Source organism: Stenotrophomonas chelatiphaga (assembly GCF_001431535.1).
GTDB classification, from domain to species: Bacteria; Pseudomonadota; Gammaproteobacteria; order Xanthomonadales; family Xanthomonadaceae; genus Stenotrophomonas; species Stenotrophomonas chelatiphaga.
Window position 1 is genome coordinate 1 of record NZ_LDJK01000046.1, and the last position, 26,245, is coordinate 26,245.

Annotated in this window: 21 protein-coding genes; 11 read left to right on the top strand and 10 right to left on the bottom strand. The window is 68.4% G+C overall.

Translation table 11 applies throughout. From position 1 onward, the window contains the following. Nucleotides 1–322 precede the first annotated feature (322 nt). Nucleotides 323–829 (bottom strand): hypothetical protein, encoded by a 507-nt coding sequence (locus ABB28_RS10750; RefSeq protein WP_057508626.1) that lies wholly within the window; start codon nt 827–829, stop codon nt 323–325. A gap of 315 nt (nt 830–1,144) precedes the next feature. On the opposite strand from ABB28_RS10750, the gene ABB28_RS10755 reads away from it, so the two are divergent. After that, nucleotides 1,145–3,931 (top strand): beta-glucosidase family protein, encoded by a 2,787-nt coding sequence (locus tag ABB28_RS10755; protein WP_083492001.1) that lies wholly within the window; start codon nt 1,145–1,147, stop codon nt 3,929–3,931. 241 nt (nt 3,932–4,172) lie between these two features. On the opposite strand, the gene ABB28_RS10760 is transcribed toward ABB28_RS10755, so the two are convergent. Further along, entirely contained in the window at nt 4,173–5,258 is a 1,086-nt protein-coding gene (locus tag ABB28_RS10760) for an alkene reductase (RefSeq protein WP_057508627.1), read from the bottom strand. A 194-nt stretch (nt 5,259–5,452) separates the two neighbouring features. On the opposite strand from ABB28_RS10760, the gene ABB28_RS10765 reads away from it, so the two are divergent. The 4 genes from ABB28_RS10765 (at nt 5,453) to ABB28_RS10780 (ending at nt 8,883) form a co-directional block, all read left to right on the top strand. Further along, nucleotides 5,453–6,211: an SDR family NAD(P)-dependent oxidoreductase gene (locus ABB28_RS10765; RefSeq protein WP_057508628.1), complete on the top strand. Its 759-nt coding sequence runs from the start codon at nt 5,453–5,455 to the stop codon at nt 6,209–6,211. Between the two features lie 70 nt (nt 6,212–6,281). Further along, on the top strand, nt 6,282–6,731 hold the full coding sequence (locus ABB28_RS10770; protein WP_057508629.1) for an MgtC/SapB family protein: 450 nt from the start codon (nt 6,282–6,284) through the stop codon (nt 6,729–6,731). Between the two features lie 60 nt (nt 6,732–6,791). Then, nucleotides 6,792–7,931, top strand: coding sequence for an FMN-dependent L-lactate dehydrogenase LldD (lldD, locus tag ABB28_RS10775; RefSeq protein ID WP_057508630.1), 1,140 nt, complete (start codon nt 6,792–6,794; stop codon nt 7,929–7,931). 187 nt (nt 7,932–8,118) lie between these two features. After that, complete coding sequence (locus ABB28_RS10780; protein ID WP_152983455.1) at nt 8,119–8,883, top strand: CDP-diacylglycerol diphosphatase; 765 nt, start codon at nt 8,119–8,121, stop codon at nt 8,881–8,883. 12 nt (nt 8,884–8,895) lie between these two features. On the opposite strand, the gene ABB28_RS10785 is transcribed toward ABB28_RS10780, so the two are convergent. After that, the gene (locus ABB28_RS10785) at nt 8,896–9,531 is read right to left on the bottom strand and encodes a hypothetical protein (protein ID WP_245625330.1); all 636 of its coding nucleotides are present in this window, start codon (nt 9,529–9,531) and stop codon (nt 8,896–8,898) included. A 160-nt stretch (nt 9,532–9,691) separates the two neighbouring features. Between ABB28_RS10785 and ABB28_RS10790 the strand changes: the two genes are divergently transcribed. Beyond that, on the top strand, nt 9,692–10,873 hold the full coding sequence (locus ABB28_RS10790) for an amidohydrolase family protein (RefSeq protein ID WP_057508633.1): 1,182 nt from the start codon (nt 9,692–9,694) through the stop codon (nt 10,871–10,873). A 10-nt stretch (nt 10,874–10,883) separates the two neighbouring features. Here the strand turns inward: ABB28_RS10790 and ABB28_RS10795 are convergent, their stop codons facing one another. Continuing rightward, nucleotides 10,884–11,765: a LysR substrate-binding domain-containing protein gene (locus tag ABB28_RS10795; RefSeq protein ID WP_057508634.1), complete on the bottom strand. Its 882-nt coding sequence runs from the start codon at nt 11,763–11,765 to the stop codon at nt 10,884–10,886. 118 nt (nt 11,766–11,883) lie between these two features. Here ABB28_RS10795 and ABB28_RS10800 point away from each other — a divergent pair, with 118 nt between their 5' ends. After that, nucleotides 11,884–13,350 (top strand): amidohydrolase family protein, encoded by a 1,467-nt coding sequence (locus tag ABB28_RS10800; protein ID WP_057508635.1) that lies wholly within the window; start codon nt 11,884–11,886, stop codon nt 13,348–13,350. Between the two features lie 12 nt (nt 13,351–13,362). On the opposite strand, the gene ABB28_RS10805 is transcribed toward ABB28_RS10800, so the two are convergent. Next, nucleotides 13,363–14,175 (bottom strand): potassium channel family protein, encoded by an 813-nt coding sequence (locus tag ABB28_RS10805; RefSeq protein WP_057508636.1) that lies wholly within the window; start codon nt 14,173–14,175, stop codon nt 13,363–13,365. A gap of 156 nt (nt 14,176–14,331) precedes the next feature. Between ABB28_RS10805 and ABB28_RS10810 the strand changes: the two genes are divergently transcribed. From ABB28_RS10810 to ABB28_RS10820, 3 genes are all read left to right on the top strand, one after another. After that, nucleotides 14,332–14,712, top strand: coding sequence for a hypothetical protein (locus tag ABB28_RS10810; protein ID WP_152983456.1), 381 nt, complete (start codon nt 14,332–14,334; stop codon nt 14,710–14,712). A 240-nt stretch (nt 14,713–14,952) separates the two neighbouring features. Then, nucleotides 14,953–16,638, top strand: a complete 1,686-nt coding sequence (locus tag ABB28_RS10815; RefSeq protein WP_057508638.1) for a sensor histidine kinase — start codon at nt 14,953–14,955, stop codon at nt 16,636–16,638. A 65-nt stretch (nt 16,639–16,703) separates the two neighbouring features. Next, nucleotides 16,704–20,117, top strand: a complete 3,414-nt coding sequence (locus ABB28_RS10820; RefSeq protein ID WP_083492002.1) for a hybrid sensor histidine kinase/response regulator — start codon at nt 16,704–16,706, stop codon at nt 20,115–20,117. A gap of 22 nt (nt 20,118–20,139) precedes the next feature. Here the strand turns inward: ABB28_RS10820 and ABB28_RS10825 are convergent, their stop codons facing one another. Then, entirely contained in the window at nt 20,140–20,790 is a 651-nt protein-coding gene (locus ABB28_RS10825; protein WP_057508639.1) for a response regulator, read from the bottom strand. 120 nt (nt 20,791–20,910) lie between these two features. Here ABB28_RS10825 and ABB28_RS10830 point away from each other — a divergent pair, with 120 nt between their 5' ends. Beyond that, nucleotides 20,911–21,585: a response regulator gene (locus ABB28_RS10830; protein ID WP_057508640.1), complete on the top strand. Its 675-nt coding sequence runs from the start codon at nt 20,911–20,913 to the stop codon at nt 21,583–21,585. Between the two features lie 349 nt (nt 21,586–21,934). Here the strand turns inward: ABB28_RS10830 and ABB28_RS10835 are convergent, their stop codons facing one another. The 4 genes from ABB28_RS10835 to ABB28_RS10850 form a co-directional block, all read right to left on the bottom strand. Then, a complete protein-coding gene (locus tag ABB28_RS10835; RefSeq protein ID WP_057508641.1) occupies nt 21,935–22,630 on the bottom strand; it encodes a DUF2968 domain-containing protein in 696 nt (231 codons plus the stop codon). A 98-nt stretch (nt 22,631–22,728) separates the two neighbouring features. Beyond that, on the bottom strand, nt 22,729–24,909 hold the full coding sequence (locus tag ABB28_RS10840) for a TadG family pilus assembly protein (RefSeq protein ID WP_057508642.1): 2,181 nt from the start codon (nt 24,907–24,909) through the stop codon (nt 22,729–22,731). Nucleotides 24,910–24,911: 2 nt separating this feature from the next. Next, nucleotides 24,912–25,361: a DUF3613 domain-containing protein gene (locus tag ABB28_RS10845; RefSeq protein ID WP_057508643.1), complete on the bottom strand. Its 450-nt coding sequence runs from the start codon at nt 25,359–25,361 to the stop codon at nt 24,912–24,914. Continuing rightward, nucleotides 25,358–26,245 (bottom strand): tetratricopeptide repeat protein, encoded by an 888-nt coding sequence (locus tag ABB28_RS10850; RefSeq protein WP_057508644.1) that lies wholly within the window; start codon nt 26,243–26,245, stop codon nt 25,358–25,360. Before ABB28_RS10850 ends, ABB28_RS10845 begins: the two co-directional genes overlap by 4 nt.

The window sequence follows — 26,245 nt, forward strand, 5'->3', positions numbered from 1 at the left end:
GTCCATGGTGGCCATGGACACGGCGGGGGTTCGAAGGGTGGGAAGAGAGAGGGGGTCAGAGTCCTTTCGCGTAGCGAAAGGACTCTGACCCCTGCCTTTGCTTTTTTTTTTCCATTGCGCGGGTGGCGGCCACCGGAACCTGTCATGGGCCGGGCGGTGGGGCTGGGCGGGGGCGTTGAGCGCCATGGATGGCGCGAAACGAGGCCTGCATGGATGCGGCTTTTGCCGTCCCCCGCACAGCCCCACCGCCCGGCCCCCAGCACGTAGCCAGCAACAAAGCCACCCGCGAGGGGGGTCTCACCCGTTCGACCCACGCACGCGCCTACGGCGCCGAAGGCATCCCCGGCCGCACGTAGAACGAGCGCCCGCTATCGTCCACGAACATCAGTTCCGGCTCGCCCTGCCAGGAGGTCAACATCGCGCCGGTGTTGTTCTGGTGCTTGACCATCAGCGTGGCCCCGCGATCCGGGTTGGCGACCACTTTGAAGACTTCGGTCGCGCCGGTGGCATCGTCCAACGTCAGGATCGCTTCGCCGCCCACGTCCAGCGTGCCGTAGCCGCCGCGCTCGGCGCCGTCCGGGCCCAACAGCACCACGCCGGACAAGGGCGCTGCACGCGGACCCAGCGGTTTTCCGCTGCCAGCGGGATCGGGGACCGGTGCCCCCAGGATCAATCGTGGCTGGCCCTGCGCATCGCGGATGACCAGTCCCCGGGCCTGCAGTACCTGGTCGGGTGATTGCGCCTGCTGCTGGCGCCAGGCGGTCCACCCGCAGGCAGCCACGGCGAGGAGAGAGACGGCGAGGGCGGTGCTGCTCAGGGCACGGGACATGCTGGATTCCTTCCTTGGATCGATCCATGACAATAGCCGATGCACGCAGGCGGCTCCAGTCGTCCATCCGACCTTCGCCGCATGCGACGAAGGTTGACAGCAGTAAACCCCCTCGACCACTCTTCACCTGTTGGATTGCCCCGCAATCCAGGAGCAGGTTGTCACGCCGGACGGAGGGGTCCGTGCGCAGGCCCGCTCCGCCCCGGCCCCTGCAGCACCGCTTCGGCGAGGCCCGCATGAGGGCTAGCGCTGCTCCCTTCGGCGGCACCCTTTCCAGGACCGACTGCGCAGGCATCGGGTTTGAAACGTCTGTCGATGAAAACGATTACAAAGCAGCTCTCCCTTTCCGCCGCCATCGCGCTGGCGCTTTCCGTTCCCGCCTTCGCCGCCGACACCGCGCCGTCCTTCAACGTGCTGGCGCTGGACAAGGCCCCGTCGGCTGCTGACGTGCCGTCGCTGGTCATCCAGCTGGGCGAGGTCCAGGCCGACGTGGTGGCCGTGCTGGACGTGGAGCGTCCGGTGGGCGCGATCGATCCACTGCAGACCCTGGCCGACCAGCTCGGCTACGACTATCGATTCGTCCAGGCGAACGTGGATGCACAAGGCACGGCGCAGGGCCAGGTGCTGCTGAGCCGTATCCCGGTGCAGGCCGAATCCGGCCCGGACCAGGTCGGTCGCGGCTACCTGCGACTGGCCGACGAGCGCCACGTGGTGGCGCTGTATGCACAGGCCAGCGCGGATGCGACGGCCTTGCCGGCGCTGCTGCAGTCCTCGCGCCTGGGTGCGCCGGCGGTGCTGCTGGCGCCGGGCTCGGTGGCCGCCGACGGTTTCGTTGCCAGCGGTGTATCCGGTGTGGCGAGCAACGGTTTCGGCGAAGGCCGCGCATCGGACCTGAAGCTGCGCGATGCCAGCGGCAAGGCGTTGAAGGCGCAGCTGCTGGCCCTGCCGTATGCGCAGGGCGCCACGCCGTCGCAGCCGTGGATGGACACCACGCTGGGCGCCGACGAGCGCACCCGCCTGCTGCTGGGTGAGATGACCCAGGACGAAAAATTCCAGATGCTGCGCAGCTACTTCGGGTTGGGCAAGGACGGCGGCCCGCTGCCGGAAGGCGCGGTCGGGTCGGCCGGCTTCGTGCCGGGCGTGGCGCGGCTGGGCATCCCGGCGCAGCAGTCGGCCGATGCCGGCGTCGGCGTGACCAACCCCGGCGGCATCCGCAAGGGCGACTTCGCCACCGCGATGCCGTCCGGTCCGTCCACGGCATCCAGCTGGAACCCGCTGATCGCCTATGTCGGCGGCGCCACCATGGGCCGCGAAGCGTGGCAGCAGCGCTTCAACATCCTGCTCGGCGGCAGCGTCAACCTGCAGCGCGATCCGCGCAACGGGCGCAACTTCGAATACGCCGGCGAAGACCCGCTGCTGGGCGGGGTGATCGTGGGTGAGTCGATCCGCGGCATCCAGAGCCAGCACGTCATCTCCACGATGAAGCACTACGCGCTCAACGACATGGAGACGCGACGCAACTTCCACAGCGTGCAGATCGGCGACCAGGCCATGCACGAGTCGGACCTGCTGGCGTTCGAGATCGCCATCGAACTCGGCAAGCCGGGTTCGGCAATGTGTTCCTACAACAAGATCAACGGCATCTACGGTTGCGAACATCCGTACCTGATGAACCAGGTGCTGAAGCAGGAATGGAAGTTCCCCGGTTTCGTGATGTCCGACTGGGGCGGCGTGCACAGCGGCTCGAAGGCGGCGCTGGCCGGCCTGGACCAGCAGTCGGCCGGCGAAGTGTTCGATGCCACCACCTTCTTCGACCAGCCCCTGCGCCTGGCCGTGGCCGGTGGCACCGTGCCGCAGGCGCGGCTGGATGACATGGTGTCGCGCATCCTGCGCACGATGTTCCTGCATGGCAACTTCGACAACCCGCCGCAGCACCAGCCGATCGACGTGGAAGCCGGGTATGCCGCGGCCCAGCGCACGGTGGAAGAGGGCAGCGTGCTGCTGCGCAACGAAGGCAACTTGCTGCCGCTGGCCGACAGCGTGAAGCGCATCGTGATCATCGGCGGTCACGCCGACAAGGGCGTGATCGGCGGCGGTGGCTCGTCGATGGTGGGGGTCACGGCAAAGGGCACCAACGCGGTGCCGGGCGTGATGCCGACCACTTGGCCGGGCCCGGTGATCTTCCACCCGTCCTCGCCGCTGGAGGCGCTGCGCGCCGAGCGTCCCGATGCCCAGATCACCTACGTGGATGGCCGCAATCCGGCCGCTGCCGCGCGTGCGGCCGCACAGGCCGACGTGGCCCTGGTGTTCGCCACGCAGTGGTCGGCCGAATCGGTCGACCTGCCGGACATGCAGCTGCCCGACCAGCAGGACGCGCTGATCAGTGCGGTGGCCAAGGCCAATCCGAAGACCGTGGTGGTGCTGGAAACCAACGGCCCGGTGCGTACGCCGTGGCTGGCGCAGGTGCCGGCGCTGCTGCAGGCGTGGTACCCGGGCATCCGCGGTGGCGAGGGCATCGCCGCACTGCTCACCGGCAAGGTCAATCCGTCCGGTCGCCTGCCGGTGACGTGGGTGGTGGACGAATCGCAGCTGCCGCGCCCGCACGTGCCGGGGCTGGGCTTCAACCCGAAGCAGCCGGCGGTGGACATCTTCGATTTCGACATCGAAGGCGCCAACGTGGGTTACAAGTGGGCAGCGGCCAAGGGCCTGGTGCCGACCTTCGCCTTCGGCCATGGCCTGTCCTATTCCAGCTTCGCCTACGAGAACCTGCAGGTGAGCGTGGAAGGGCAGCGCGTGGTGGCCAGCGTGGACGTGCGCAACACCGGTGCGCGTGCCGGCGCCGACGTTGCGCAGCTGTACCTGAAGCTGCCGCAGGGCCACACCACGCCGATCCGGCTGGTCGGCTTCGACAAGGTCAACCTGCAGCCGGGCGAGCAGCGCAGGATCCGCATCGAAGCCGAGCCGAAGACCCTGGCCGACTTCGATCCGACCGCGCGCGAGTGGAAGATTGCCGCTGGCACGTATCAGCTGCAGCTGGGCCGCAACGCGGCCGAGCCGTTGCAGGTAGTGGATGTGCAGCTGCAGGACACCGTGATCCGCTGATCGCGGCGAGGGACGTGACGACCAACGGTCGTCACCCACCGGGAGGCATGTCACCCACCGGGCGGCATGTCACCCACCGCGCGGCATGTCACCCACCGGGCGGCATGTCACCCACCGGCCGGCATGTCACCCACCGCGCGGCATGTCACCCACCGGGCGGCATGTCACCCACCGGCCGGCATGTCACCCACCGCGCGGCATGTCACCCACCGGGCGGCATGTCACCCACCGGCCGGGGTTGTTACAGCGACGGGTAGTCGGTGTAACCCTCCGCGCCGCCGCCGTACAGCGTGGACTGGTCCAGCTGGGCCAGCGGTGCATCGCGGCGCAGCCGCTCCACCAGGTCCGGGTTGGCGATGAACGCGCGGCCGAAGGCCACCGCATCGGCGTAGCCCGATGCCACTGCTGCCTCGGCACGTGCCTTGTCATAGCCGTTGTTGGCGATCCACGCGCCGCCGAAGCGCGAACGCAGCGCCGCGTAGTCGAAGGGGATGTTGTCACGGTCACCGCCGGTCGCCCCTTCGATCACATGCACGAAGGCCAGCCCGTCGATCCCGTCCAGCCGTTCCACGGCACGTTCGAACAACGGCTGCGGATTGCTGTCGTGCGCATCACCTGCCGGCGTGGTGGGGGACAGGCGCACACCGGTGCGGGCCGCGCCGATGGTGCCGGCGACCGCGCTGACCACTTCGAACAACAGGCGGGTACGGTTCTCGATGCTGCCGCCGTAGGCGTCCTCGCGCTTGTTGCTGCCATCGCGCAGGAACTGGTCGATCAGGTAACCGTTCGCCGCATGGACTTCCACACCGTCGAAGCCAGCTTCGATGGCGTTGTGCGCGGCCCGGCGGTAGTCCTCGACCAACGCCGGGATCTCGTCCAGGGCAAGCGCGCGCGGCGCTGAAACATCCTCGAAACCGTTGGCGGTGAACGTCTTCGCGTCTGCGCGGATGGCACTGGGCGCGACCGGTACTTCACCTTCCGGCAACAGGCTGGTGTGCGAAATGCGGCCGACGTGCCACAGCTGCAGTACGATCTTGCCGCCGCGGGCGTGGACTTCATCGGTCACTGCCTTCCAGCCCTTCACCTGCGCATCGGTGTAGATGCCGGGTGTGTCCAGGTAGCCCTGGCCCAGCGGACTGATCTGGGTGGCTTCGGCAATGATCAGCCCGGCGCTGGCGCGCTGCCCGTAATACTCGACCGCCAGCGGCGTCGGGACGCGGTCCGGCAGTGCGCGGTTGCGGGTGAGCGGTGCCATCACCACCCGGTTGGCGAGGTCGATCCCGCCCAGGCGGGTTGCAGAGAAAAGCAGGTTGTCATCGGTTGGCATCAAGCATCCTTCGTTGGGGGAGGAGGGGCCGTGGCAGGGCCCGTGCGCCGAGCATAGGACCTGGGTTGTTGCAGCGATGGGAAGGCCTGTTGCACACGCCGTGGACGCATGATGCGGGCGCGTCACGCCGTGCGGCGTACGGTTGTCGGCAACGGATGGACGTCCATCCAGACCAACGCAACAGGAGTCGAGCGATGATTGATTACCAACTCAAGGGCAAGACCGCGATCGTGACCGGCGGTGTGTCCGGGATCGGCCTGGCCGTGGCGGAAATGCTTGCCGCATCCGGTGCCGCCATCTCGGTATGGGACCTCAAGCAGGAGGCAGTCGATGCCACCACCGAAGCGCTGCGCGGCAAGGGTGTAAAAGCGATCGGCATCGCGCTGGACGTCACCGACGAGGCGGCCGTGGAAGCGGCCGTGGCGCGAACCGTGGCCGAACTCGGCAGCGTGGATATCGCGGTCAACAACGCCGGCATCGCCGGACCGGCCGCGATCAGCGGGGACTACCCCGTGGACGGCTGGCGCAAGGTCATCGACGTGAACCTGACCAGCGTGTTCCTGTGCCAGCGCGCGCAGATCCAGGCCATGCGCGATGCCGGCAACGGCGGCAGCATCATCAACATGGCCTCGATCCTGGGCCAGGTGGGGTATGCCGGATCGGTGGCCTACGCGGCAGCCAAGCACGGCGTGGTGGGGCTGACCCAGACCGCCGCATGGGAGCATGCGTCCGACCAGATCCGCATCAACGCGGTAGGCCCCGGCTTCATCAGCACTCCGTTGCTGGAACAGATGGACCCCAAGGTGCGGGCCACGCTGGAAAGCCGGCACGCGCTCAAGCGGCTGGGCACGCCTGAAGAGGTCGCCGCGCTGGTGGCCTGGCTGGCCAGCGATGCGGCCTCGTTCGCCACCGGCACCTACTACGCCATCGATGGCGGTTACCTGGCGCAGTAAGCCAACGGCTTTCACGGTCCTCGCACGGCGTTCCGGCCACCTTCACGGTTTGACCAAGGGAAGACGTGCGATGGATTTCAGCCAGGATATCTCCCTGCTGCTGCGGGTGGCGGCAGCCATGCTGTTCGGCGGGGTCATCGGCTTCGAACGCGAACTGGGCAAGCATGCGGCGGGCCTGCGCACGCACATGCTGCTGGCTGGCGCAGCGGCGCTGATCGTCGGGCTCGGCGATTCAGTGGCCGAACACTTCCAGCAGGACCAGTACCGGGACCTGCTGCAGGTTGATCCGATCCGCCTCATCGAGGCCGTGGTGGCATGCGTGGGCTTCATCGCCGCCGGCACCATCATCCGTGGCGCGCGCGATGGCGAGGTCAGCGGCCTTACCACCGCCAGTTCGCTGATCATGTCCGCCGCCGTCGGCATCGCGGTCGGTATCGGCGCGTATGTGATCGCCGCAGGCGTGACACTGATGTGCGTAGTGGTGCTGACCGTGATGCGCAAGGTCGAAAAGAAGCTGTAACCCGGCCATGCGCCGAAAGGTGGATTGCCTGGCGGCGCAGACTGCACCCATAGTCGGGCCATGATCATTTCCGCCTCCACCGACTACCGCGCAGCGGCGCAGCGCCGGCTGCCGCCGTTCCTGTTCCATTACGTGGATGGCGGCGCCTACGCCGAACACACGTTGCGGCGCAACGTGGAGGACCTGGCCGGCATCGCGTTGCGCCAGCGCGTGCTGCGCGACATGTCCGAACTGGACCTTCAGACCGAGCTGTTCGGCGAGACGCTGGCGATGCCGGTGGCGCTGGCGCCGGTCGGCCTGACCGGCATGTTCGCCCGGCGCGGGGAAGTGCAGGCGGCGCGCGCGGCGGCCAGTCGCGGCATCCCGTTCACGCTGTCCACGGTGTCGGTATGCCCGATCGAAGAGGTCGCCCCGGCGATCAACCGGCCAATGTGGTTCCAGCTGTACGTCCTGCGCGACCGTGGCTTCATGCGCGATGCGCTGGAGCGCGCACAGGCGGCGGGGGTGACCACGCTGGTGTTCACCGTGGACATGCCGGTACCCGGCGCGCGCTACCGCGACATGCATTCGGGGATGAGCGGTCCCAATGCCGCATTGCGTCGTGCCGGCCAGGTGCTGGCGCATCCGCGCTGGGCCTGGGACGTGGGGCTGCGCGGGCGCCCGCACGACCTGGGCAACATTTCGGCGTACCGCGGCAACCCGACCGGGCTGGCTGACTACATCGGCTGGCTGGGCAGCAACTTCGATCCGTCGATCAGCTGGAAGGACCTGGAATGGATCCGCGCATTCTGGAAAGGGCCGATGATCATCAAGGGCATCCTGGATGCGGATGACGCACGCGATGCGCTGCGCTTCGGTGCCGACGGCATCGTGGTGTCCAACCATGGCGGGCGCCAGCTGGATGGCGTGCTGTCGACCGCGCGCGCGCTGCCGGCCATTGCCGATGCGGTAAAGGGCGAGCTGAAGATCCTCGCCGATTCGGGCATCCGCAGTGGACTGGACGTGGTGCGCATGCTGGCGCTGGGCGCCGATGCGGTGCTGCTGGGGCGTGCCTTCGTCTACGCCCTGGCCACCCACGGAGAAGCCGGTGTGGCCAACCTGCTGGACCTGGTGGCCAAGGAGATGCGGGTGGCGATGACCCTCACCGGCGCGCGACGCATCGCCGACATCGGACCCGGCCTGCTGGTGCGTGCCGACTGAGCAACGACCGGCGCGGTGCGCACGGCGGTCCGCAGCGCGCGGCGGTGATCACGAGAGCATTGTCGATGCGTAGCGGCAGGCGGTCGTTGCACGGTCGTTGGCCACGGCCGCTGGGCGACGACGCGGTAAACTGCGTGGCCTGCTGCCCTGCTCATGTTTCGTGACCCTACGTTCTGTTGCCCGTTGCGTGCTGCCGACCCTCCTGCCGGCCTGCCTTGCCGCCTGTACCAGCATTGCGCCAGCGCCGCCGCCGGCCGCCTCCGATGCGCTGTGGCGGGTGATCGAGCGCGACTGCCGGCCCGCCGACCGGCAACCCGGCTGCCTGCTGCTGGATGAAAGTGCGCGGCACCGGCATGTGCTGGTCAAAGACCATCATGGGGCGTACCAGTACCTGCTGATGCCGCTGGACAAGATCAGCGGGATCGAAAGTGCGGCGCTGTACCAGCCGGGTTCCCCGAACTACTTTGCCGCTGCCTGGCAGGCCCGCCGCTTCACCGAACAGGCGCTGGGCCGGCCGCTGCCGCGGCGTTTCGCCAGCCTGGCGTTGAACTCGCCGCACGGGCGCTCGCAGCACCAGCTGCACATCCATGTCGACTGCCTGCGTGGCGAGGTGGCCGAAGGGGTCGCAGCGCAGCTGGCGGGCCTGGACAGCCAGTGGCGCCCGCTGCCGACGCGGTTGCGCGATCACGCCTATCAGGCGCTTTACCTGCCCGGTGAGCAGCTCACCGCCAATCCGCTGCACCTGCTGGAACAACGCGTGGGGCTGGCGGCGATGGGCGAATGGAGCCTGCTGGTGGCCGGTGCCGAGGATGCCGATCGGGGGCCGGGTTTCGTGCTGCTGGCCACCCGGGTCGACCCGGAAAGCGGCAACGAAGCCAGCGCCGAAGAACTGCAGGACCACGCCTGTGCGGCACTCAACGGCAGCGCCCAAGCGCTGGAACGCGAACGCTGAGCGGCGCCCGCCTCAGTGCGGCAGCGCGCCCTGCAGGTAACTTTCGATCACATAACTGAAAGGCCGCTGCGCGCTGTCCCGCAGCAAGGCACGGATCTCCAGCACGGTAGCGCCGGCACCGTCGCCGCGTGCGGGCCAGTACGTTTGATCATGCAGGGTCTGGCGCTTGAAGCCGAGCGGGGCGACCACCCGGCCGAAGGGTTCGTCACTGCCATCGAGCAGGCCGTTCATCGCCGGCGTGAGCAGCGCGGGCACGTACCAGTTGTCCGCTTCGGACAGCACGCGCGGGCCGCAGGCCAACTGCACGCGCCGGTAGCGCAGCGGCGTGCTGGCATCAACCTGCAGCGCCCTGCGGACGTCGTCGGGTGCATCGCGCTGCACGCCCTGGACCCGTACCGCGCGGACCCGTGCCTTGCCGGCCAGGCCATGTTCGGCGCACCAGGCTTCCAGCGTGGCGGTGGCGCTGCGCCCGGCCAGCACCCGCTGGTGCAGTTGTTCCACATGGTGACGACCGCTGGCCATTGCCGATGCGATGGACGCTTCCTGCGCCGGATCGGTTGCCGCGAAGGCGGCCACGGGCGCGGCGGCCAGCAGCGAAGCAGCCTGCCAGCGAAGTCGGTCGTTGCGGTCGAAGGGGCCCATGGACATCTGGAATGAACGCGTGGCGCCTAGTCTACCCGCTCCCGCAGGCGACCCGCTGCCGCGGTGCCTGGCAGTGGCGGGATGGATGCCTGCGATGCACCGATTTCATTGGCCGTCCGGCCGCGCGAGGCCGTAAGGTCGCCTGCATTCATTGAAGGAGATCCGCATGACGGTCCTGCATGTCCGTGGCGCGGTGGATTCCGCTGGCCAGCCGCTGTCTTTCACCATCGAGCACGGGCGCTTCCGCCGCTTCGGTGCCAGCGTGCCGGCCGACGCCGGTGCCGGCGAGGGGGTCGACCTGCGCGGGTATACCGTGCTGCCGGCGCTGGTGGACGGCCATATCCACCTGGACAAGAGTTTCGTGGGCGACCACTGGCGTCCGCACCAGCCGGTCGCCAGCCTGCGCGAGCGCCTGGCCCAGGAAAAGCGGGCGCTGGCGGCTGCCGCGCCGATGGACGTGCGTGCCGAGGCGTTGATGCGGCAGATCGCCGCGCTGGGTACCGTGGCGATGCGTTGCCACGTCGATGTCGATGCGACCACCGGCCTGCGCAACCTGCATGCGGTGCAGCAGGCGCATGCCCGCTGCGCCGACCTGCTGGACATCCAGTACGTGGCTTTCCCGCAGGCCGGGGTGATGTCCTGCGCCGGTACGGCCGCCGTGCTGCAGCAGGCGCTGGCGGAGGGTGTCGAGGTGGTGGGCGGAATCGATCCGCAGGGCCTGGACGGCGATGCGCAGGGACAGCTTGACCTGCTGTTCGACCTGGCCGACCGGCATGGCGCGCGGATCGACGTGCACCTGCACGAGCCCGGCGAGCAGGGCCTGGCGCAGCTGCTGCAGGTGTGTGCGCGGACCGAAGCGGCCGGGCTGCAGGGCCGGGTGGCGGTCAGCCATGCGTATGCCCTTGGCGAGGTGCCACTGGCCCGTGCGCAACAGGTGGGCGAGGCGCTGGCACGCGCGCAGGTGGCGATCATGACCAATGCACCGGGCGACCGTCCGTTCCCGCCGGTGGCGGCACTGCATGCGCAGGGCGTGCGGCTGTTTTCCGGCAACGACAACATCCGTGACAGCTGGTGGCCGTATGGCAACGGCGACCTGCTGCAGCGTGCGATGTTGATCGGCTACCGGTCCGGCTTCTACACCGATGACGAGCTGCAGCTGGCGCTGGACATGGTCACCACCCATGCCGCCGCAGTGCTCGGTCTGCCGGCCTATGGCCTGCAGGAAGGCGCGCCGGCGACCTTCGTGGCGGTGCGCGCTGATCACGGCCCGGCCGCGGTGGCGGGGGTGCCGTCGGACCGTATTTCGATGCGCCACGGCCACTGGATCCTGCCGCCGCGCACCGCCTGAGCAGGCCCGCTCACTGCGCTTGGCTGTCGACCTGGCGCTTCAGTTCCAGCGCCAGGGCGCGCACGCCAGCATCGGCGTTGTCACGGTAGAGGATGCCGATCTCGTAACTGTCGATCACCGGCAGTCCGTGTTCGCCATCGATGATGCGGTGGTCAGCGGTCACCGCGCGCCGTGGCAGCAGGCTGATGCCGATGCCATCGGCCACCGCACCCTGGATGCCGCTCAGCGAGGAACTGGTGAAGGTGATCCGCCAGCGCCTGCCGAGCGTTTCGATCGCATGGATCATCTCATCGCGGTACAGCCCACGCGGCGGGAAGGTGACCAGCGGCAACACGTCCTGGCCTGCGCTGGGCGCGTTCCTGGCGTCGATCCAGTGCATCGGTTCGGGCCAGCAATGCACCGCGGGTCGGCTGTTGCGCCGCTGCTTGACCAGTACCAGGTCCAGCTCACCATGGTCGAAGCCATGCGCCAGGTCGCGGCTCAGGCCGCTGCTGATTTCCAGCCGGACCTGCGGATTGCCGCGGTTGAAAGCGGCCAGCATGCGCGTGGTGGCCGGATTGACGAAATCCTCGGGCACGCCGAGGCGCAGCGTGGTGGCCACCGTTGCGCCGGCCAGTGCCTGCAGCAGTTCGTCGTTCAACCCCAGCATGCGGCGCGCGTAGCCCAGCAGCGTCTGGCCGGCGTCGGTGGGTTGAACATCGCGGTGACCGCGTTCCAGCAGCCGATGGCCGGCCAGCTGCTCCAGGCGCCGCACCTTCTGGCTGATGGTGGACTGGGTGGAATGCAGCCGGCTGGCGGCTGCGGTGAAACTGCCGCAGTCGGCGACCATGACCAGCGCGCGCAGCAGGTCCAGTTCAAACAGTGATCTATTCGCCTGGTTCATCGCTGACATTCAATTATTTTGTTTCCGCATGGATAGGGCGACTTCTACCATGGGCCGGCCGGGCATGCCAGCGCGCACGCCTGCCTTTGTTCCCGCGGCCTGTCTGCCGCGCAACCGGATGCCTGCCATGTTTGCCAGAACCCTGTGCCTGCTAGCCCTTGCGGTGGCCGGCGTAACCGCTGCGTCGGCGGCTTCGCCACAGCGTGCCGACGTGCTGATCCAGCACGCCACCCTCGTTGATGTTGAAGCGGCACGTACCGTCCCCGGGCAAAGCGTGGCGCTGCGCGGCGAGGACATCGTCGCCGTCGGTGACGATGCGTCCATGGCATCGCGGTGGACCGCGACGCGGCGCGTGGATGCGGGCAACCGCTACCTGGTTCCGGGGCTATGGGACATGCATGTGCACTTCGGTGGTGGCCCGGCGTTGGTCGAGGAAAACAAGGCGCTGCTTCCGCTGTACATCGCCCATGGCATCACTACCGTGCGCGATGCGTCCGGCGACCTGCCGCAGCAGGTACTGCAATGGCGCGGGCAGATTGCCAGCGGCGCGCTCCAGGGGCCGCGGCTGCTGACCTCCGGCGCCAAGATCGAAGGCCTCAAGCCGGTCTGGAAGGGCACGCTGGAAGTGGGCAGCGAGGCGGACGTGGATGCCGCGATCGCGCAGCTGCGCCGCGACCGGGTGGACTTCGTCAAGATCACCGACAGTACCTTGAAGCCCGAACTGTTCCTGTATGCGGCCAGCGCGGCGCGCAGGGCGGGACTCAAGGCCTCCGGGCACATCCCGATGGCATTGACGGTGGAGCAGGCCGTGGATGCCGGCCTGGCGTCCATCGAGCACCTGGATTACGCGTTCAAGGCCGGCAGCCGGGAAGAGGCCGCCATTGCCGCGGACTTCGGCGCCGGGCGGATCGACCGCGCCCAGGCCAACCAGCGCCTGGATGCCAGCTTCGATCGGGACACCGCGATGACGGCGTACCGTGACTTCGCCCGTCGCGGTGTGTTCGTCACGCCCACGCTCAACGGCGGACGCATCCTGGATTTCCTCGACCAGGACGACCACAGCCAGGATCCGTACCTGGCCTACATCGGGCCCGGCCTGCGTGCGACCTACGCGTGGCGCGTGGAGCGCGCCGCCAAGGCCACGCCGGCGCAGGTGCAGGCACGGCACCGCCAGTACCACCAGGTGGCCGCGGTGTTGCCGATGCTGCAGCAGGCCGGGGTGACGATCATTGCCGGCACCGATGCCGGATTTCTCAATTCGTTCAACTATCCAGGCATCGGGCTGCACCAGGAGCTGCAGTTGTTCGTGCGCGAGGGACTGACGCCGCCGCAGGCACTGGCGGCGGCGACCCGCGCCGGTCCGGCCTGGTTCGGCCAGCTGGGCCGTTACGGTTCGGTGGAAGCGGGCAAGGCCGCCGACCTGGTGCTGCTCGATGCCAACCCGCTGCAGGACATCAGCGCGACCCGGTCGATCAACACCGTGGTGCTGCGTGGACAGGTGCACGACCGGCCCGCGCTGGACGCGATGCTGGAGCAGGTGCGCAGCCAGGTGAAGGCCTGGGACGCGGCGCAGGGCGATGCGCGCGCTGAGTGACACGCGCTACGTTCAATGCTCGCCGGCCTGCGGCGTGCGGGTCGCCGGGGACGGCGGAAGGGGGGCGTGGCAGGCGCAGCGGCAGCCGCCGTGCGCGGGCGGGCGCCCCTGCACCGCACCGGCGAACAGTTCCGCGCCCATGATGCCGGTGGGAAAGGCGATGATGCCGTAGCCGAGCAGGATCGCGCAGCCGGTGATCAGTCGACCCAGTCCGGTCTGCGGGGTGAGGTCGCCGTAGCCGGTGGTGCTCATGGTCACCGCGGCCCAGTACACGCCGACGGGAATGCTGCTGAAGCCATTGCCAGGACCTTCCACCAGGAAGATCACCGTGCCCAGCAGCATGATCAGCAGCACCATCACCCCGATGAACACCAGGATCTTCCGGCGTGCACGGGCCAGGGCATGGCGCAGGTGCCGGGTTTCCTCCAGGTAGACCGGCAACTGCAGGATGCGGAACAGGCGCAGCAGGCGCAGCAGCCGCACATCGGCCAGCACATGCAGCCCGGGCAGCAGCAGGGCCAGGAACACCGGCAGGATCGACAGCAGGTCGACCACGCCGAAAAAGCTGCGTGCGTACTGCCAGGGCCTGCGCAGCAGCCACAGGCGCAGCAGGTATTCGGCGGTGAACAGCGCGGTGAACATCCATTCCAGCGTGTACAGCAGGCGGCCGTGCTGGCGGTGGACGTCGGCCACGCTGTCGAGCATCAGCACCAGCACGTTGACCACGATCACCACCATCACCGCCGCTTCCAGGCGGCGTGCCACGCGGCCGCGCTCGGCGAAGCGTCGTGCGGCACTGCGGATACGCGTAAGCAGGGAATTCATGGCAGGGGCGACACCGCAGGCGACGATCGAGGGCGGGCAGCTTGGTCGCTCGATGCGGGGCGCGGAATACAACAAACACGAAAAGGGCCAGACGCCGCCTTCTCCTCTGGGCTGGCATTCATCCATGCAGCAGGGTTGCCTGCAGGGAGGTGCTCCATGCACGCATCAACCGGGTGGCTGGCAATCGGTATCTGCGCGTGCGCTGCGTTGGCCGGCCCGGTGCATCGCTGTGGCAGCGGCGCCACTGTGCGTTACCAGGACGCACCGTGTGCGGCAGGCGAACCGACGGTGCAGTGGGCGGCCCCGGACACCAACGCACCTGCCACCAGGCCGCCCGCCGTACGACCGCCGGCGGTGCGGCGCAAGGCGCCCCGGTCGGTGCCGGGCCGCAGCGTGCTGATTCCCCTGCAGGCCGATCCGCAGGCCTGCAGCCGCGCGCAAAGCGCACGGAAGAACGCGCTGCAGCGCCGCAGCCGGCGCGAATCCTATGTCGAGCAGCGGCAGTGGGACGATCGCCTCCGGGATGCCTGCCGCTGATCGTGCACCCGGCGCAGCGATTCAGGCGCGTCCTATGGGGAATGCGGACACGCCCGCCTATCGTGCAGGTCATTTCCCCGGAACCCTGTCGCAAGCAGGAACGCCGCGCACGGCGCGGGCCTTTCCTGCCTGCACGCCCCGAGCATGATCGCCTGTCTACGGCCCTTCATCGACCTGTGCCGCCTGCGTGGACGAGGCCGTACTGCGCACCGCCGTGCGCCTGGCCCGGTACGTCGGCTTATGCGCCGTCTGCTGAGGGCGGCCGCGACCGCATCGGGGATCCTGTTGGGCACGGCGTTGGCCATCCCGGTGGCATTCGGTCGTCTCGTCGATGCCGGAGGGCCGGGTGTGCTGGCGGTCGCCGTCGCGGCGTGGGCAGTGCTGACCGCTGTGGCCTGGCTGTTGCTGGCCCGGCTGGAGCGAGGCATGCCCGGGACGGCAACGCGGTGGGCGCGCCAGGCCGGCGGCAATGAGCTGTTGTTCCGTTCGCTGATCCAGATGACGCCTTGCGGGCTGTGCCTGGTAGACACCGCACGGGCGCAGCCGGTGGTCCAGAACGAGCTGATGCGCCGCTATGACGGCGCGGCCGAACGCTGCGGCATGGACCTGTATGCCGCTCTGGTGGAGACGCATGTGCGCACGCGGTGCGCAGGCGGGCAGGGCGGTGATCCGGACATCGTCGAATTCGAAGTGTCCCATCCTGCGGCGGGCCCGATACCGGCGCGGCACCTGCTGGTCAGCGCGACCCGGGTGGTGCACGCCCAGCGTCGGGTGCTGTTGTGCGTGTTGCAGGACCTTACCGCGCGGGTTGAACTCCAGCAACAGAAGGACCTGCTGCATGACCAGGCCGAAGCCGCACACCGCGCCAGATCGCACCTGCTGGCGGCCATGAGCCACGAGATCCGCACGCCGCTGCATGGCATCCTCGGCCACCTGGAGCTGTTGGCGCGCTCGCGCCTGGACAGCGAACAGCAGGCGCGCCTGCGCCGCATCACCCAGTCCGCCGATTCGCTGCTGCTGATCATCAATGACGTGCTGGACCTGGAGCGGGTCGAGGCCGACCAGCTGGGCCTGGAGGCGGTCAGGTTCGAGCCGGCCGTGCTGATCGAGGGCGTGGCGCTGTTGTATGCGCCCCTGGCGCAGGGCAAGGGCGTGGACCTGGACCTGCTGATCGATCCGCTGCTGGCGCGCCACTATTCCGGCCCGATGACGCGCATCGAACAGGTGCTGCGCAACCTGGTGGGCAACGCGGTCAAGTTCACGCCTTCCGGCAGGATCGAGATCCGGCTGCTGCGATCACGCCGGCCCGGCGCCCTGCGCTGGGAGGTCGCCGACTCGGGGATAGGCCTGGACACCGCACAGCAGCAGAACCTGTTCGAGCCGTTCATCCAGGCAGACGCCTCCATCGCCGGCCGCTTCGGCGGATCCGGCCTGGGCCTGTCCCTGTGCCGGCAGCTGTGCCGGGCGATGGGGGGGGGCATCGATGTGCAAAGCACCCCGGGGGTGGGCAGCGTGTTCGGATTCGACATCCCGCTGATGGCCGCCGAACGGCCCGGTGACGCCGGCTGCGGGCCGCTGTCAGGCCGTCAGGTACTGCTGCATTCGCCGGTCATCGGCTGGCGTGAAGAGTTGGCGCGCCGCCTGCGTGGCTGGGGCGCGGAGGTGCTGCTGCTGGACAGCGTGGGGCAGCTGGACCTGCAGGGCGACGGCGGCCCGTTGCCGCTGGTGGTGTTCGAGCGCAACCAGCGCGTCGCCGGTCCAGCAAGGCCTGCGGGGGTGGGGCGCATCGTGCGGGTGCGCAGCGATGGTCCCCTGCGTGCGGCGCTGCGGGAGGGCACATGGCAGGTGTCGGCCTATTCGGCCGCCTCGCTGCTGCAGGTGCTGCTGGACGCAGGCGGCCGCGGCGATGGGGATCCAGAGGGGTGAACCGATGGCAACCCCCGCAGTGATCGGCTAGATTCGAGCCGCGCAGTCGCGCAAAGGAAACCGGCTTGGATACGTTGCCAACCAGTGTTGCATCCGCCGAGCAGGGACGCTCCCTGTTGTCGTCGCTGCGCCGCCACCAGCGCAGGCTGTTGCTGGGCGGCGGCGGGCTCGTCAGCCTGTTGATCCTGGCGACCCTGCTGGTGGCGGTGCTGTCTGACATCGATGCATTCCATGCTGCGCAGCAGCGGAGGTTTGCCGAAGCGCGCGCATCGGTGGACTATTTCCTGTTCCAGCGCGACCGCGCCTACGCGGCCAACATCAACGGCAGCGAGGCCATGTGGGCCGGGCAACAGGCCGCGTTGCAGGCGCAGGGGCGGCCGCTGGCGGACCGCTTCCTGGCCGCTGGCAGCCAACTGGTGGTGCGGGCGGAGGGACGCACCGCGGTACCGTGGCTGGTACTGGGCGCGAAGGACAATCCACTGCCTCGACCACAGCTGGACGCCTATCTGGGCATCATGGTCGAGTACTCGGCCTATACCGCATCCACGGTCACCGCGCTGCGTGCATCGGGACCGGTCACGATGTACCTCTACGAACCGCAGGGACGCCTGCTGGCGGTGGCCGGGGTGGCTGACGAGGCCCAGCTGCTGCGCGCGTTGCGGGTCGGTAGCCGCGAAGAAGCCTTCACCCGGTTGCTGGTCAATGAAGAAAGGGCCCGCGCGATGCGACCGTTGGCGGGGCCGGTGGAAAGTGCGGCGGCCAGTGGCCGGTTGATTTCGCGCTTTGATACCAATCCAATCACCGGGCAGCCGTCACTGGTCGGCGTGCAGACCTTGCTGCAGGGGCGTGAACCCGCCTTCCGGCGCATCGTTTTCGAGCCGGTCCAGACCATCAAGGCGCGGCTGGACGAGCGCGTATCCGGTGCTTACGCCGTGGTCACCCGTGACGGACGTACGGTGCTGCGCAGTGCCGGGATGCCACGCGATGTCAGTCCCGCGCTGGCGGGGCGCATTGCCGGCAGTGGCGGCGGCGACGGGCGCTTGCACAGGGGCGGCGAGTTCATCGTGCATGGGCCGGTACGCGGGGTGGATTGGACCGTCCTGCACTTCTATGGCTGGGGGGATCTCTGGCATGAAAAAGGGGGGCGGATGCTGGCCCAGGCGCTGGCCTCGGCGGTCATCCTGCTGGCGTTGTGGCTGCTGCTGCTGCGGCTGCACCGGCGCGTGTTCACGCCCGCCCTGGCGGACGCTGCGCGGGTGTATGAAAGCGAAGCGCTGAGCAGGGTGATCATCGATACTTCGCCGGTGGGACTGGTGCTGATCGATCCGTCCAGCGGTGAGCCGCTGGTCGAAAACGAACCGGCCCGGCAGATGGCCGCACTGGTGGCCGCCGACGGCGATGCGCTCTACACGCTGTTGGCCACGCATGCGCGTACCGCAGCCGGTGCCGGTGCGGGTGCTGCGCTGGAGTTCCAGTGGAATGCCGTGGGCGCTGCCCGGCATGCGCTTGAACTGCAGGTGGCGATGGCCCCGGCGTCGTTCCGCGACCGGCCGGTCTGGGTTTGTGCCCTGCGTGACGTCACCGCGCAGGCCGAGCTGGAACGCACCCTGCGCGATGCGCGCAGCGATGCCGAACGCGCGCGCGCTGCCGCCGAGTCGGCATCGCAGGCCAAATCCGCGTTCGTTGCCACGATGAGCCACGAAATACGCACGCCGCTCAACGGCGTGCTGGGCCATCTGGAACTGCTCGCGCGCTCTCCGATGCAAGCGGCGCAGCAGGAGCGCGTGGAGCGCATCCGGCTATCGGCCGATGCGCTGCTCGGCATCATCAGTGACGTGCTGGATTTTTCCAAGATCGAAGCAGGGCAGCTGGACATCGACCCGGTGGCGTTCGAGCCGCGGTCGTTGATCGAACAGGCGGCGCTGCTGTTCTCGGCGCAGGCCCAGCGCAAGGGCGTAAAGCTGTACTACGCACTGGATCCGGCCCTGGACAGCGTGTTCGTCGCCGATGTGCAGCGCATCCGCCAGGTGCTCAACAACCTGCTGGGCAATGCAGTGAAGTTCACCGAATCAGGCAGGATCGTGGTCAGGGCCGCGCTGCTGGAGCGCCCGACCGCAGCGGATCCGCTGCTGCGGCTGCAGGTGGTGGACTCCGGCATCGGCCTGGCCGAAGACCAGCTGGCGCAGTTGTTCCAGCCCTTCCAGCAGGCCGACGCCAGCATTTCGCGACGCTACGGCGGCAGTGGGCTCGGCTTGGCGCTGTGCCAGCAACTGGCGCGGTTGCTGGGTGGCAGCATCGGCGCGGAAAGCACGCTGGGCGTGGGCAGCGTGTTCACCCTGGATGTACCGGTACAACGTGGCCATGCGCCCGCTGCCGCCGTCGCTGCATTGGCCGGGCAGCACATCACGCTGCTGTCGGCCGCGGCGGAGTGGCGGCTGGAAATCGGCGGGCTGCTGCAGCGTGCGGGAGCGGACGTGACGGTGCTGGAGCAGCCGCCGCTGGAGCCTGTCGCCGCCCAGAACGCCACCCTGCTGCTGTTCGGCGAGCGACGCGCATGGAGCGCCGAGGATGAAGCGGCGCTGGTCGCGCAGCACCGGCACGTGGTGCGTGCCTACGCCAATGGACCGCTTTCGCCGCAGGAGATGCCCGATGGGGTGCATGTCAGCTGCTATGCAGGCCAGACCCTGCTGCGCGCGCTAGGCGCATTGCATGGCGATCTTCCGGCCACCGGGCCCACGCCGTCGGCGTCACCTGCCATCCCTCGTGGCCGGGTGCTGCTGGTCGAAGACAATCCCATCAACCGTGAATTGATCCAGCAGCAGCTGGAAGCGCTGGCGTTCTCCGTGGACACCGCCGAGGACGGGCGGGAAGGCGTGCTGGCGTGGCGGCAGCACGACCACCTGGCGGTGCTGACCGACATCAACATGCCGGTGATGGATGGGTACGCGCTGGCACGTGCGCTGCGCGAACGCGGCGCGTCCGTGCCGATCCTGGCAATCACGGCCACGGCATTAGCCAGCGAACGCGAACGCTGCCGCCAGGCTGGCATAACCGACCTGCTGCTCAAGCCGCTCAACCTGGAAACACTGGCGCGCGTGATGCAGCAGCATCTCGGTGCGCTGCCGGACGCTGTCAGCGTCGCTGCAGTGCCTGCGGCGTCCGCCGACGACCCTGCACCAGGCGCAGCGATGGCGCTTCCCGAGCACCTGCGCCGCACGTTCGTCACCAGTTCCGCTGACGACCTCCAGCGCATCACGCGCGCGCGCGACGATCAGGACGGGCCGGCGCTGCTGGACCGGGTGCATGCGCTGAAGGGCGTGCTCATGATGCTGGGGCAGCAGGCACTCGGCGAGCGATTCAGCGCACTGGAAGCACAGTTGCGCGACGGCGGAACGGCCGACGCGGCGATGCTGGATGCGGCGATCGAAGCGCTGCAGGCGCTGGTGGACCAGCAGGCGGCGCAGCTGGACGTGGATTGAACGGTCCTGCTGCGGTGCGCGGTCAGGGGGCCGTCGCCGACAGGCCCAGTTCCACGGCGTATTTGAACAGGTCCGCATCGCGTTCGATGCCCAGCTTGGCCATCCCGTTGACCTTCTGCGTGCTGACAGTCTGCTTGCGACGGTCGAGTTTTTCGGCAATCGCGTTGACGCTCCAGCCTGCGACGAACAAGGTCAGTACTTCACGTTCGCGCGGGGACAGGGCGAGGGTAGGGCGCTGGGTACCGCGCGACGGCAGCAGCGGGGCGATGCTGGGAGAGAGATAGCGGCGCCCGACATGCGCGGCCATCACGGCAGCGGCAATATGACTTACATCGTCGGCCTTGCTCAGGATATGGCTGATTCCTGCTTCAAACAGCGCTTGCACGATCGCGGCCTGGTCCAGGCCGGTGAACACCACGATCTGCAGTTCCGGATATCGCTCGCGCAGCATCTGCAGCAGCGGCAGGCCGTCGCCATGCGCGCCACCAGGCATGGCGAAATCGGTCACCAGGACGTCGCAGGGATGCGCGTCGAGCAGCGTGATCAGCTCGGTTGAATCGGCGGCGGATCCCACATGGACCAGGGCCGGTACCGTATCGAGTGCGGACTCCACGGCCACCCGGATCAGCGGATGATCGTCTGCCACGACGACGTGGATGGAATTATCGGCCATTCTGGACTCCGGCTTTCGTTGTCAGCCCCGGTAGTTGGAGGGCGCGGCGCAACTATATGACAGCTTTGATTGAAGGTGGCATATAGTTCCCGGCATACCCCCTCCACATGGGCTGACGACGTGTCAATTCGCATAGCGATCGCCGATGATCACCCCGTCCTGCTGGCCGGAATCGCCCATCTTCTCCGGTCCGAGGCCGACCTTGACGTGGTGGGCATGGTCAAGGACTCCACCGCCCTGGTCGCGCTGGTCAGCGGACAGGAAGTGGATGTGGTGGTCACTGATTTTTCAATGCCGCACGGGCAGTACGGCGACGGCATCGCCATGTTGCGGTTCCTGCAACGCCGGTTCCCGCAGACCCGCCTGGTGGTGCTGACCGGCATGGAGAGTCCGCTGGTGCTGAACAACATTCTGGCGGCGGGCGTGGAATGCATCGTCAGCAAGAGCGACCCGATCGATGAAGTGCTGCCTGCGCTGCGCATGGCGTGGGCGCAGGAGGCCTATCTGTCGCCACAGGTGCGGGCCAGGCTGGCACCCGATGTCGGCACCGACGACGATCAGCAGCGCTTGTCCAAGCGCGAGAAAGAAGTGCTGCGCATGTATGCCGAAGGGCTTTCGGTGATCGAGATCGCCACCCGCATCGGACGCTCGCGCAAGACCATCAGCACGCAGAAGGTGGCGGCGATGCGCAAGCTCGGGCTGGCGACCGACGCCGATGTATTCCAGTACGCCATCGCTCATGGCCTGGTGAATGCCTCGCAGCAGGCGCGCGCCAAGGCGGCCGATGCGGGGTAGGGTTTGGGCCGGGTCCGATTCGCGGCGCATGGCCATGCCTCTATCGTGGCATGCAATGTCGCGGATCCACCGGTGCCGATGTGTTGCCCCTCCCACCTGCCCGTATCATGCTGATGCTGGCCCGGTTCGCCGAGCTTGACGCAAAAGGTCAGGCTTGCTTCCTGGATGCGCTCAACGCCTATCTGTATGCCTCGCCACAGCAACGCAGGCGCCTGCGCGACGCTTGGTGCCAAGCCCTCGAAGGTGGCCGGGTGCAAGACCACGGCGCCCCCGGTTGCGACGTCCCGGCAGGCCGGCCCTGAACGCCGATGGCGCCTTGCGGCGCCATCGGAGGTATACCTGCACTGGATCAGTCGGCCGGCGGGGTGGGCGACGGCGGCTGGCTCGGCGTGGGCAGCGTGGTTTCCGGATTGCCCTGCTGCAGTTGCAGCTGCTGGATGCGCTGCTGCAGCGTACCGAGCTGGCTGTTGCTGCTCTGCAGTTCGGTGCTCAGGCTGACCGCCTGCTGCTGTGCCTGCTGCAGGGCGGTGCTGACCTGCAGCGACTGCGCGCGTTCCTGTTCCACCTGCGCCTGCAGGGTGCGCAGGCGCTCTTCGTTGAAGCTGACCAGGCGTTCGGTGTAGCGCTTGCCGGCATCCAGGCGGATGGTGTCGATGTTGACCTGTGCCAGCTGCTCGGTCTGCTGCACGAACGTGCGGTAGACGTGCTCGGCATTTTCGACCGAATCGGTCTTGATCACGCGCCAGAAATTCTTTTCCTGGAACAGCGCAACGTAGTAGTTCAGCGTGCTGGGATTGAACAGCAGGCTGGCACCGTAGTTGCCGTTGTAGGTGGTGCGCAGCTCGGTCAGCTGCTTGGCGTCCATGAGCTGGCGCAGTTCGTCCACCGAATTGCGCGCTACCGGCGCGGTACGTTCGGTATCCGGCACCGGCGTGCGCTCCGCGCGCGCCGCATGCGCGGCCGGCACCGAAAGGATCATCGCCAGTGCAGCCGCCACGACGCGCGTGCGTCGGATGGGCGCTGCCGTCCCTGAGTCATGTCGCATGTATTGGCCACCCACGAGTGGATTAGTGTTGATGTTGATGGTTCCCCATCGGCAGTCTAGCACGCGAAAATCCGCCGCCAATGGCACCTGTGTCGCATTCAGTAGACCAGCTGCGCGCTGTTGCACTGGATCGACTGCACGTGCACGTCGGTGCGGCCCAGCTCAAGCCCGAGCACGTTGGCCAGGGTGGTGGTGAGCAGGGTGCCGATGCCGTTGAGCACCGGCTTGAGCACATCCAGCACGGGCTTGAGCAGGATGCACAGCAGGCCGCGGCAGCTGACCTGGTTGCCCGGTGCGGTGACACCGCTGCCGAGGTAGGCATCGAGCACGCCTTCCGGCGCGGTCTGCAGGTAGGACGACAGGTTCTTCTGCACGCAGCTGTTGTAGGCAGCGTCACCCCCCAAGTTGGTGAGCAGGCTGTCGCAGCGGTTGATCAGCAGGCCACCGGCCAGTGAACCCAGCAGGCCGTCAACGAGGCCAAGTCCTTCGCCGGTCACGGTGGCCTTGAAGCCATCCCAGACCGGTCCGGTCTTGAAACAGGTGCCCAGAAGCAGTGGGCAGGCGTGCGGCACGCCATTGGTGAGCTGCCACTCCTTGAACGGCTGGATGCCGTTGTGCGGCTCGGTACGGCGCAGGAACGCAACGGTCGTGGTTGCGTTGTAGCGGCTGGTTCCGGGATTTGCCGCCTTCAGCAACTGGTCGGCCAGGTTGTCGGCGGCCTGGCTGGTGCTCATGCCGTTGCTGGCAGGACTGAGCAGGTTGGACAGCACGCGCAGCAGCTCTTCGACGATATGGCTGACGGTATCGCCGATCAGCAGCGGGTTGATCCGGGTGGAGGCGGTCTCGCCGGCCGCCAGGGTGACCTGCTCGCTCGCCTGCAGTGCATCCAGGCTCAGCTTGTCATTGACCACCGCCGCGCCCAGCAGGGTGATCATCTGCTCGTTCTGCAGGGTGGTACCGCATACGTTGCGGGTGGAAAACCGCTCGGCCTCGGCCACCTTGCCGACGCAGCTGCGCAGTACCGACGCATCCACGCGGATGGTCGCGGTGGGCCGTTCGGTGGTGCACTGCAACGACACCAGCGTGCCCATCGCGTTGGTCACATCGGCATGCACCGGCAGCTTGACCCGGATGCCGAGGTTTCCCAGCAGCTGGCCCAACCCCAGGCCGAGGATCCGGATGCCGTTGGTGTCCACGTCGGCCACCACGCGTACCTGGGCGTTGTAGGCCGTCGCGCCCACCCCGCCGATGCCGATCGACGGCGGTTCCACCACGCCGGTGCGCACGCTGACCGCCTCGCCGAGCAGGTTCAACTGGTTGATCGAAACACCACGACCGTCGCTGGCGATGGTGATGCCGGTGGTCAGCAGGTCCAGCGCGCTTACATTGGCCTGCAGCGCACTGGAGGCGCTGCCATCGGGCGCCACGATCTTCGCGAACAGGCCGCTGCCGTTGGCATCGCTGCCCAGCTGCACGGTCAGTGCGTCCAGGTCGAGCCGTGTGCCGAGCGCATTGCGCAGCAGGGTGAGGTCGGCCGCGGCGACGCCGCTGCGTGCAAGGACGCTGGCGGTGGCATCGACCAGCCGTCCAAGTGACACCTTGTGCGCGGCCAGCAGTGCGTTGAAGTCGCCGATGCTGATGTTGGCATCCACCGGGATGCCCAGCGCCTGCAGCAGGCCGCCGGGGGTGACGCGTGCCTGGGCCAGGCCGTCATAGCCGAGCAGGGTGGTCTGGTCCAGGTCCACGCCGACCAGTTTCAGGGTGCTGCCCAGCGGGGTGTTGCCATTGATCCGCAGCAATTGCGAGCCAACGCTGAATACCGCGGTGGGGGCGCTGCGCTTGGCCACGGCCTGTGCGCTGATCTGCGGCAGTGATGCGTTCTGCCCGAACAGCGGCAGCACGCTGCGACTGGCGGTGACCTTGACCGCGTTGAGCGGATGGCTGGCCGAGACGCCGGCCACGAAATGGTCGGCGGCCGGATGGGTGGTGTTCCAGCTGCCGCACTGGATGGCCAGGACGCCGACGAAGCGGTTCTGGCGTTCGGCGTTGTTGCGTGCCGCACTGTTGTCGCTGAAGCTGGCGTTGCACAGGTCCAGTCGTTGCGCACCGGCGATCGCCGACAGGTCGGCGACCTTCTGCGCGTCGCGCTTTGCCCAGTACAGGTAGCCGATTTCCACCAGGCCCAGCATCGCTACCAGGCCGATCATCACCAGCAGCATCGTCACCGACATGGCGCCGCGTTGCGGGTGCGGGAAGCCGGGCGTACGCGCACGCTGCATGCTCAGTTGCTCCCGCCCGGGGTGCTCTGGCTGACCGTGTTTTCGAAGTATTCGGGGATCTCGTGTTCGAAGCTCTTCAGGTAGCGGGCGTAGCTGGCGTGGGCCTGGTCGCCCAGCACCGGCAGGCTGCGCCCGCCCCGCGCGCCGGATGCCTGCAGGTGCAGCAGGTAGCGGGTGGCATCGCCGGGTTCGGGCCGCGCGGCGCGCTGCACCACCGGCGCGACGGGCGCATCGGCGTAGCGCGGCGGCGGCGGTGCGGCATGCTGCGGTCCGTGTTGCGGCAGGGCCTCGGTCGGCGCAGGTGCGGGCGCTGCAGGGGGGGCGTCGGCCGGCGCTGGCACGGTGCGGCCGAGCATGTGACCGGTGACCGGCACCTGCTGTGCAGGGGCGACGCCGGTAGCCAGCAGCAGGGTCACGGCCAGCCCGTGCGCGAGGATCAGGGAACGGGTCATCGGGTGCTCTCCGTGGCAGGGGTGGGATGGCCGAAGCGTTCCAGCATGGTCGCCGGCAGGGTTGCATCGCCGCGCTCGGCACTGCCCAGCGCAACGGCCGAGACCGCGCGTGGATCAGCGGGAACGCGACGCGGCAGGCTGTCGGCACGTGCGGCGGCCGCTGCGATGGCGGTTGTGGTCTGTGCGGCCGGAGCGGCCGCGGTCGCGATGGCCGGTCGGCGCTGGCGCAGTGCGATGGCCTGGCGCTGGACCTCGGCGCGGGTGGTGTCGCTGACCTTGCCCTGCTGCATCAGGCGCTCGGCCGTTGCAGTGTCATTGCGCAGCAGCGCCCACACCGCCAGGTTGGCCACCGCGCGCGCATCGTCCGGGGCCAGTTCCAGTGCCTGTGCGAGCGGGGCGCGGGCCTGTTCCAACTGACCGGCACGCAACCGCGCATAGCCGAGGTCGCCCAGCACGGCAGTGTCCAGCGGGGTCAGCTGGGCAGCACGGGCGAGCGCGGCCTCGGCCACGGCATCCTGGTCGCGCTGGGCGGCGATCAGGCCCAGGCCATGCCACGCCGCCGCAGCCTGCTCGCCGCGGGTCAAGCCGTCGTAGAGCGTGCCGGCGGCATCCAGCTGGCCGGTGTGGCGCAACGCATCGGCCTGCAGCAGGCGCAATGCCGGGCTGTCGCCATGGCGCTGGCGGAAGGCTTCGATGTGCGCCAGCGAGGCGTAGTAGGCGCCCTGTTTCTGCATCCGCCTGATCAGGTCCAGGTAGGTGCCACGGGTGTCCACCGCATCGGCGCCGGGTTCGGCCAGGCTGGGCGCTGCCTGGCGATAACCGCCGACGCTCTGCGCGCAGGCGGCGAGGGCGAAACAGGAGACAAGGATCAACGGCCGCAGCAT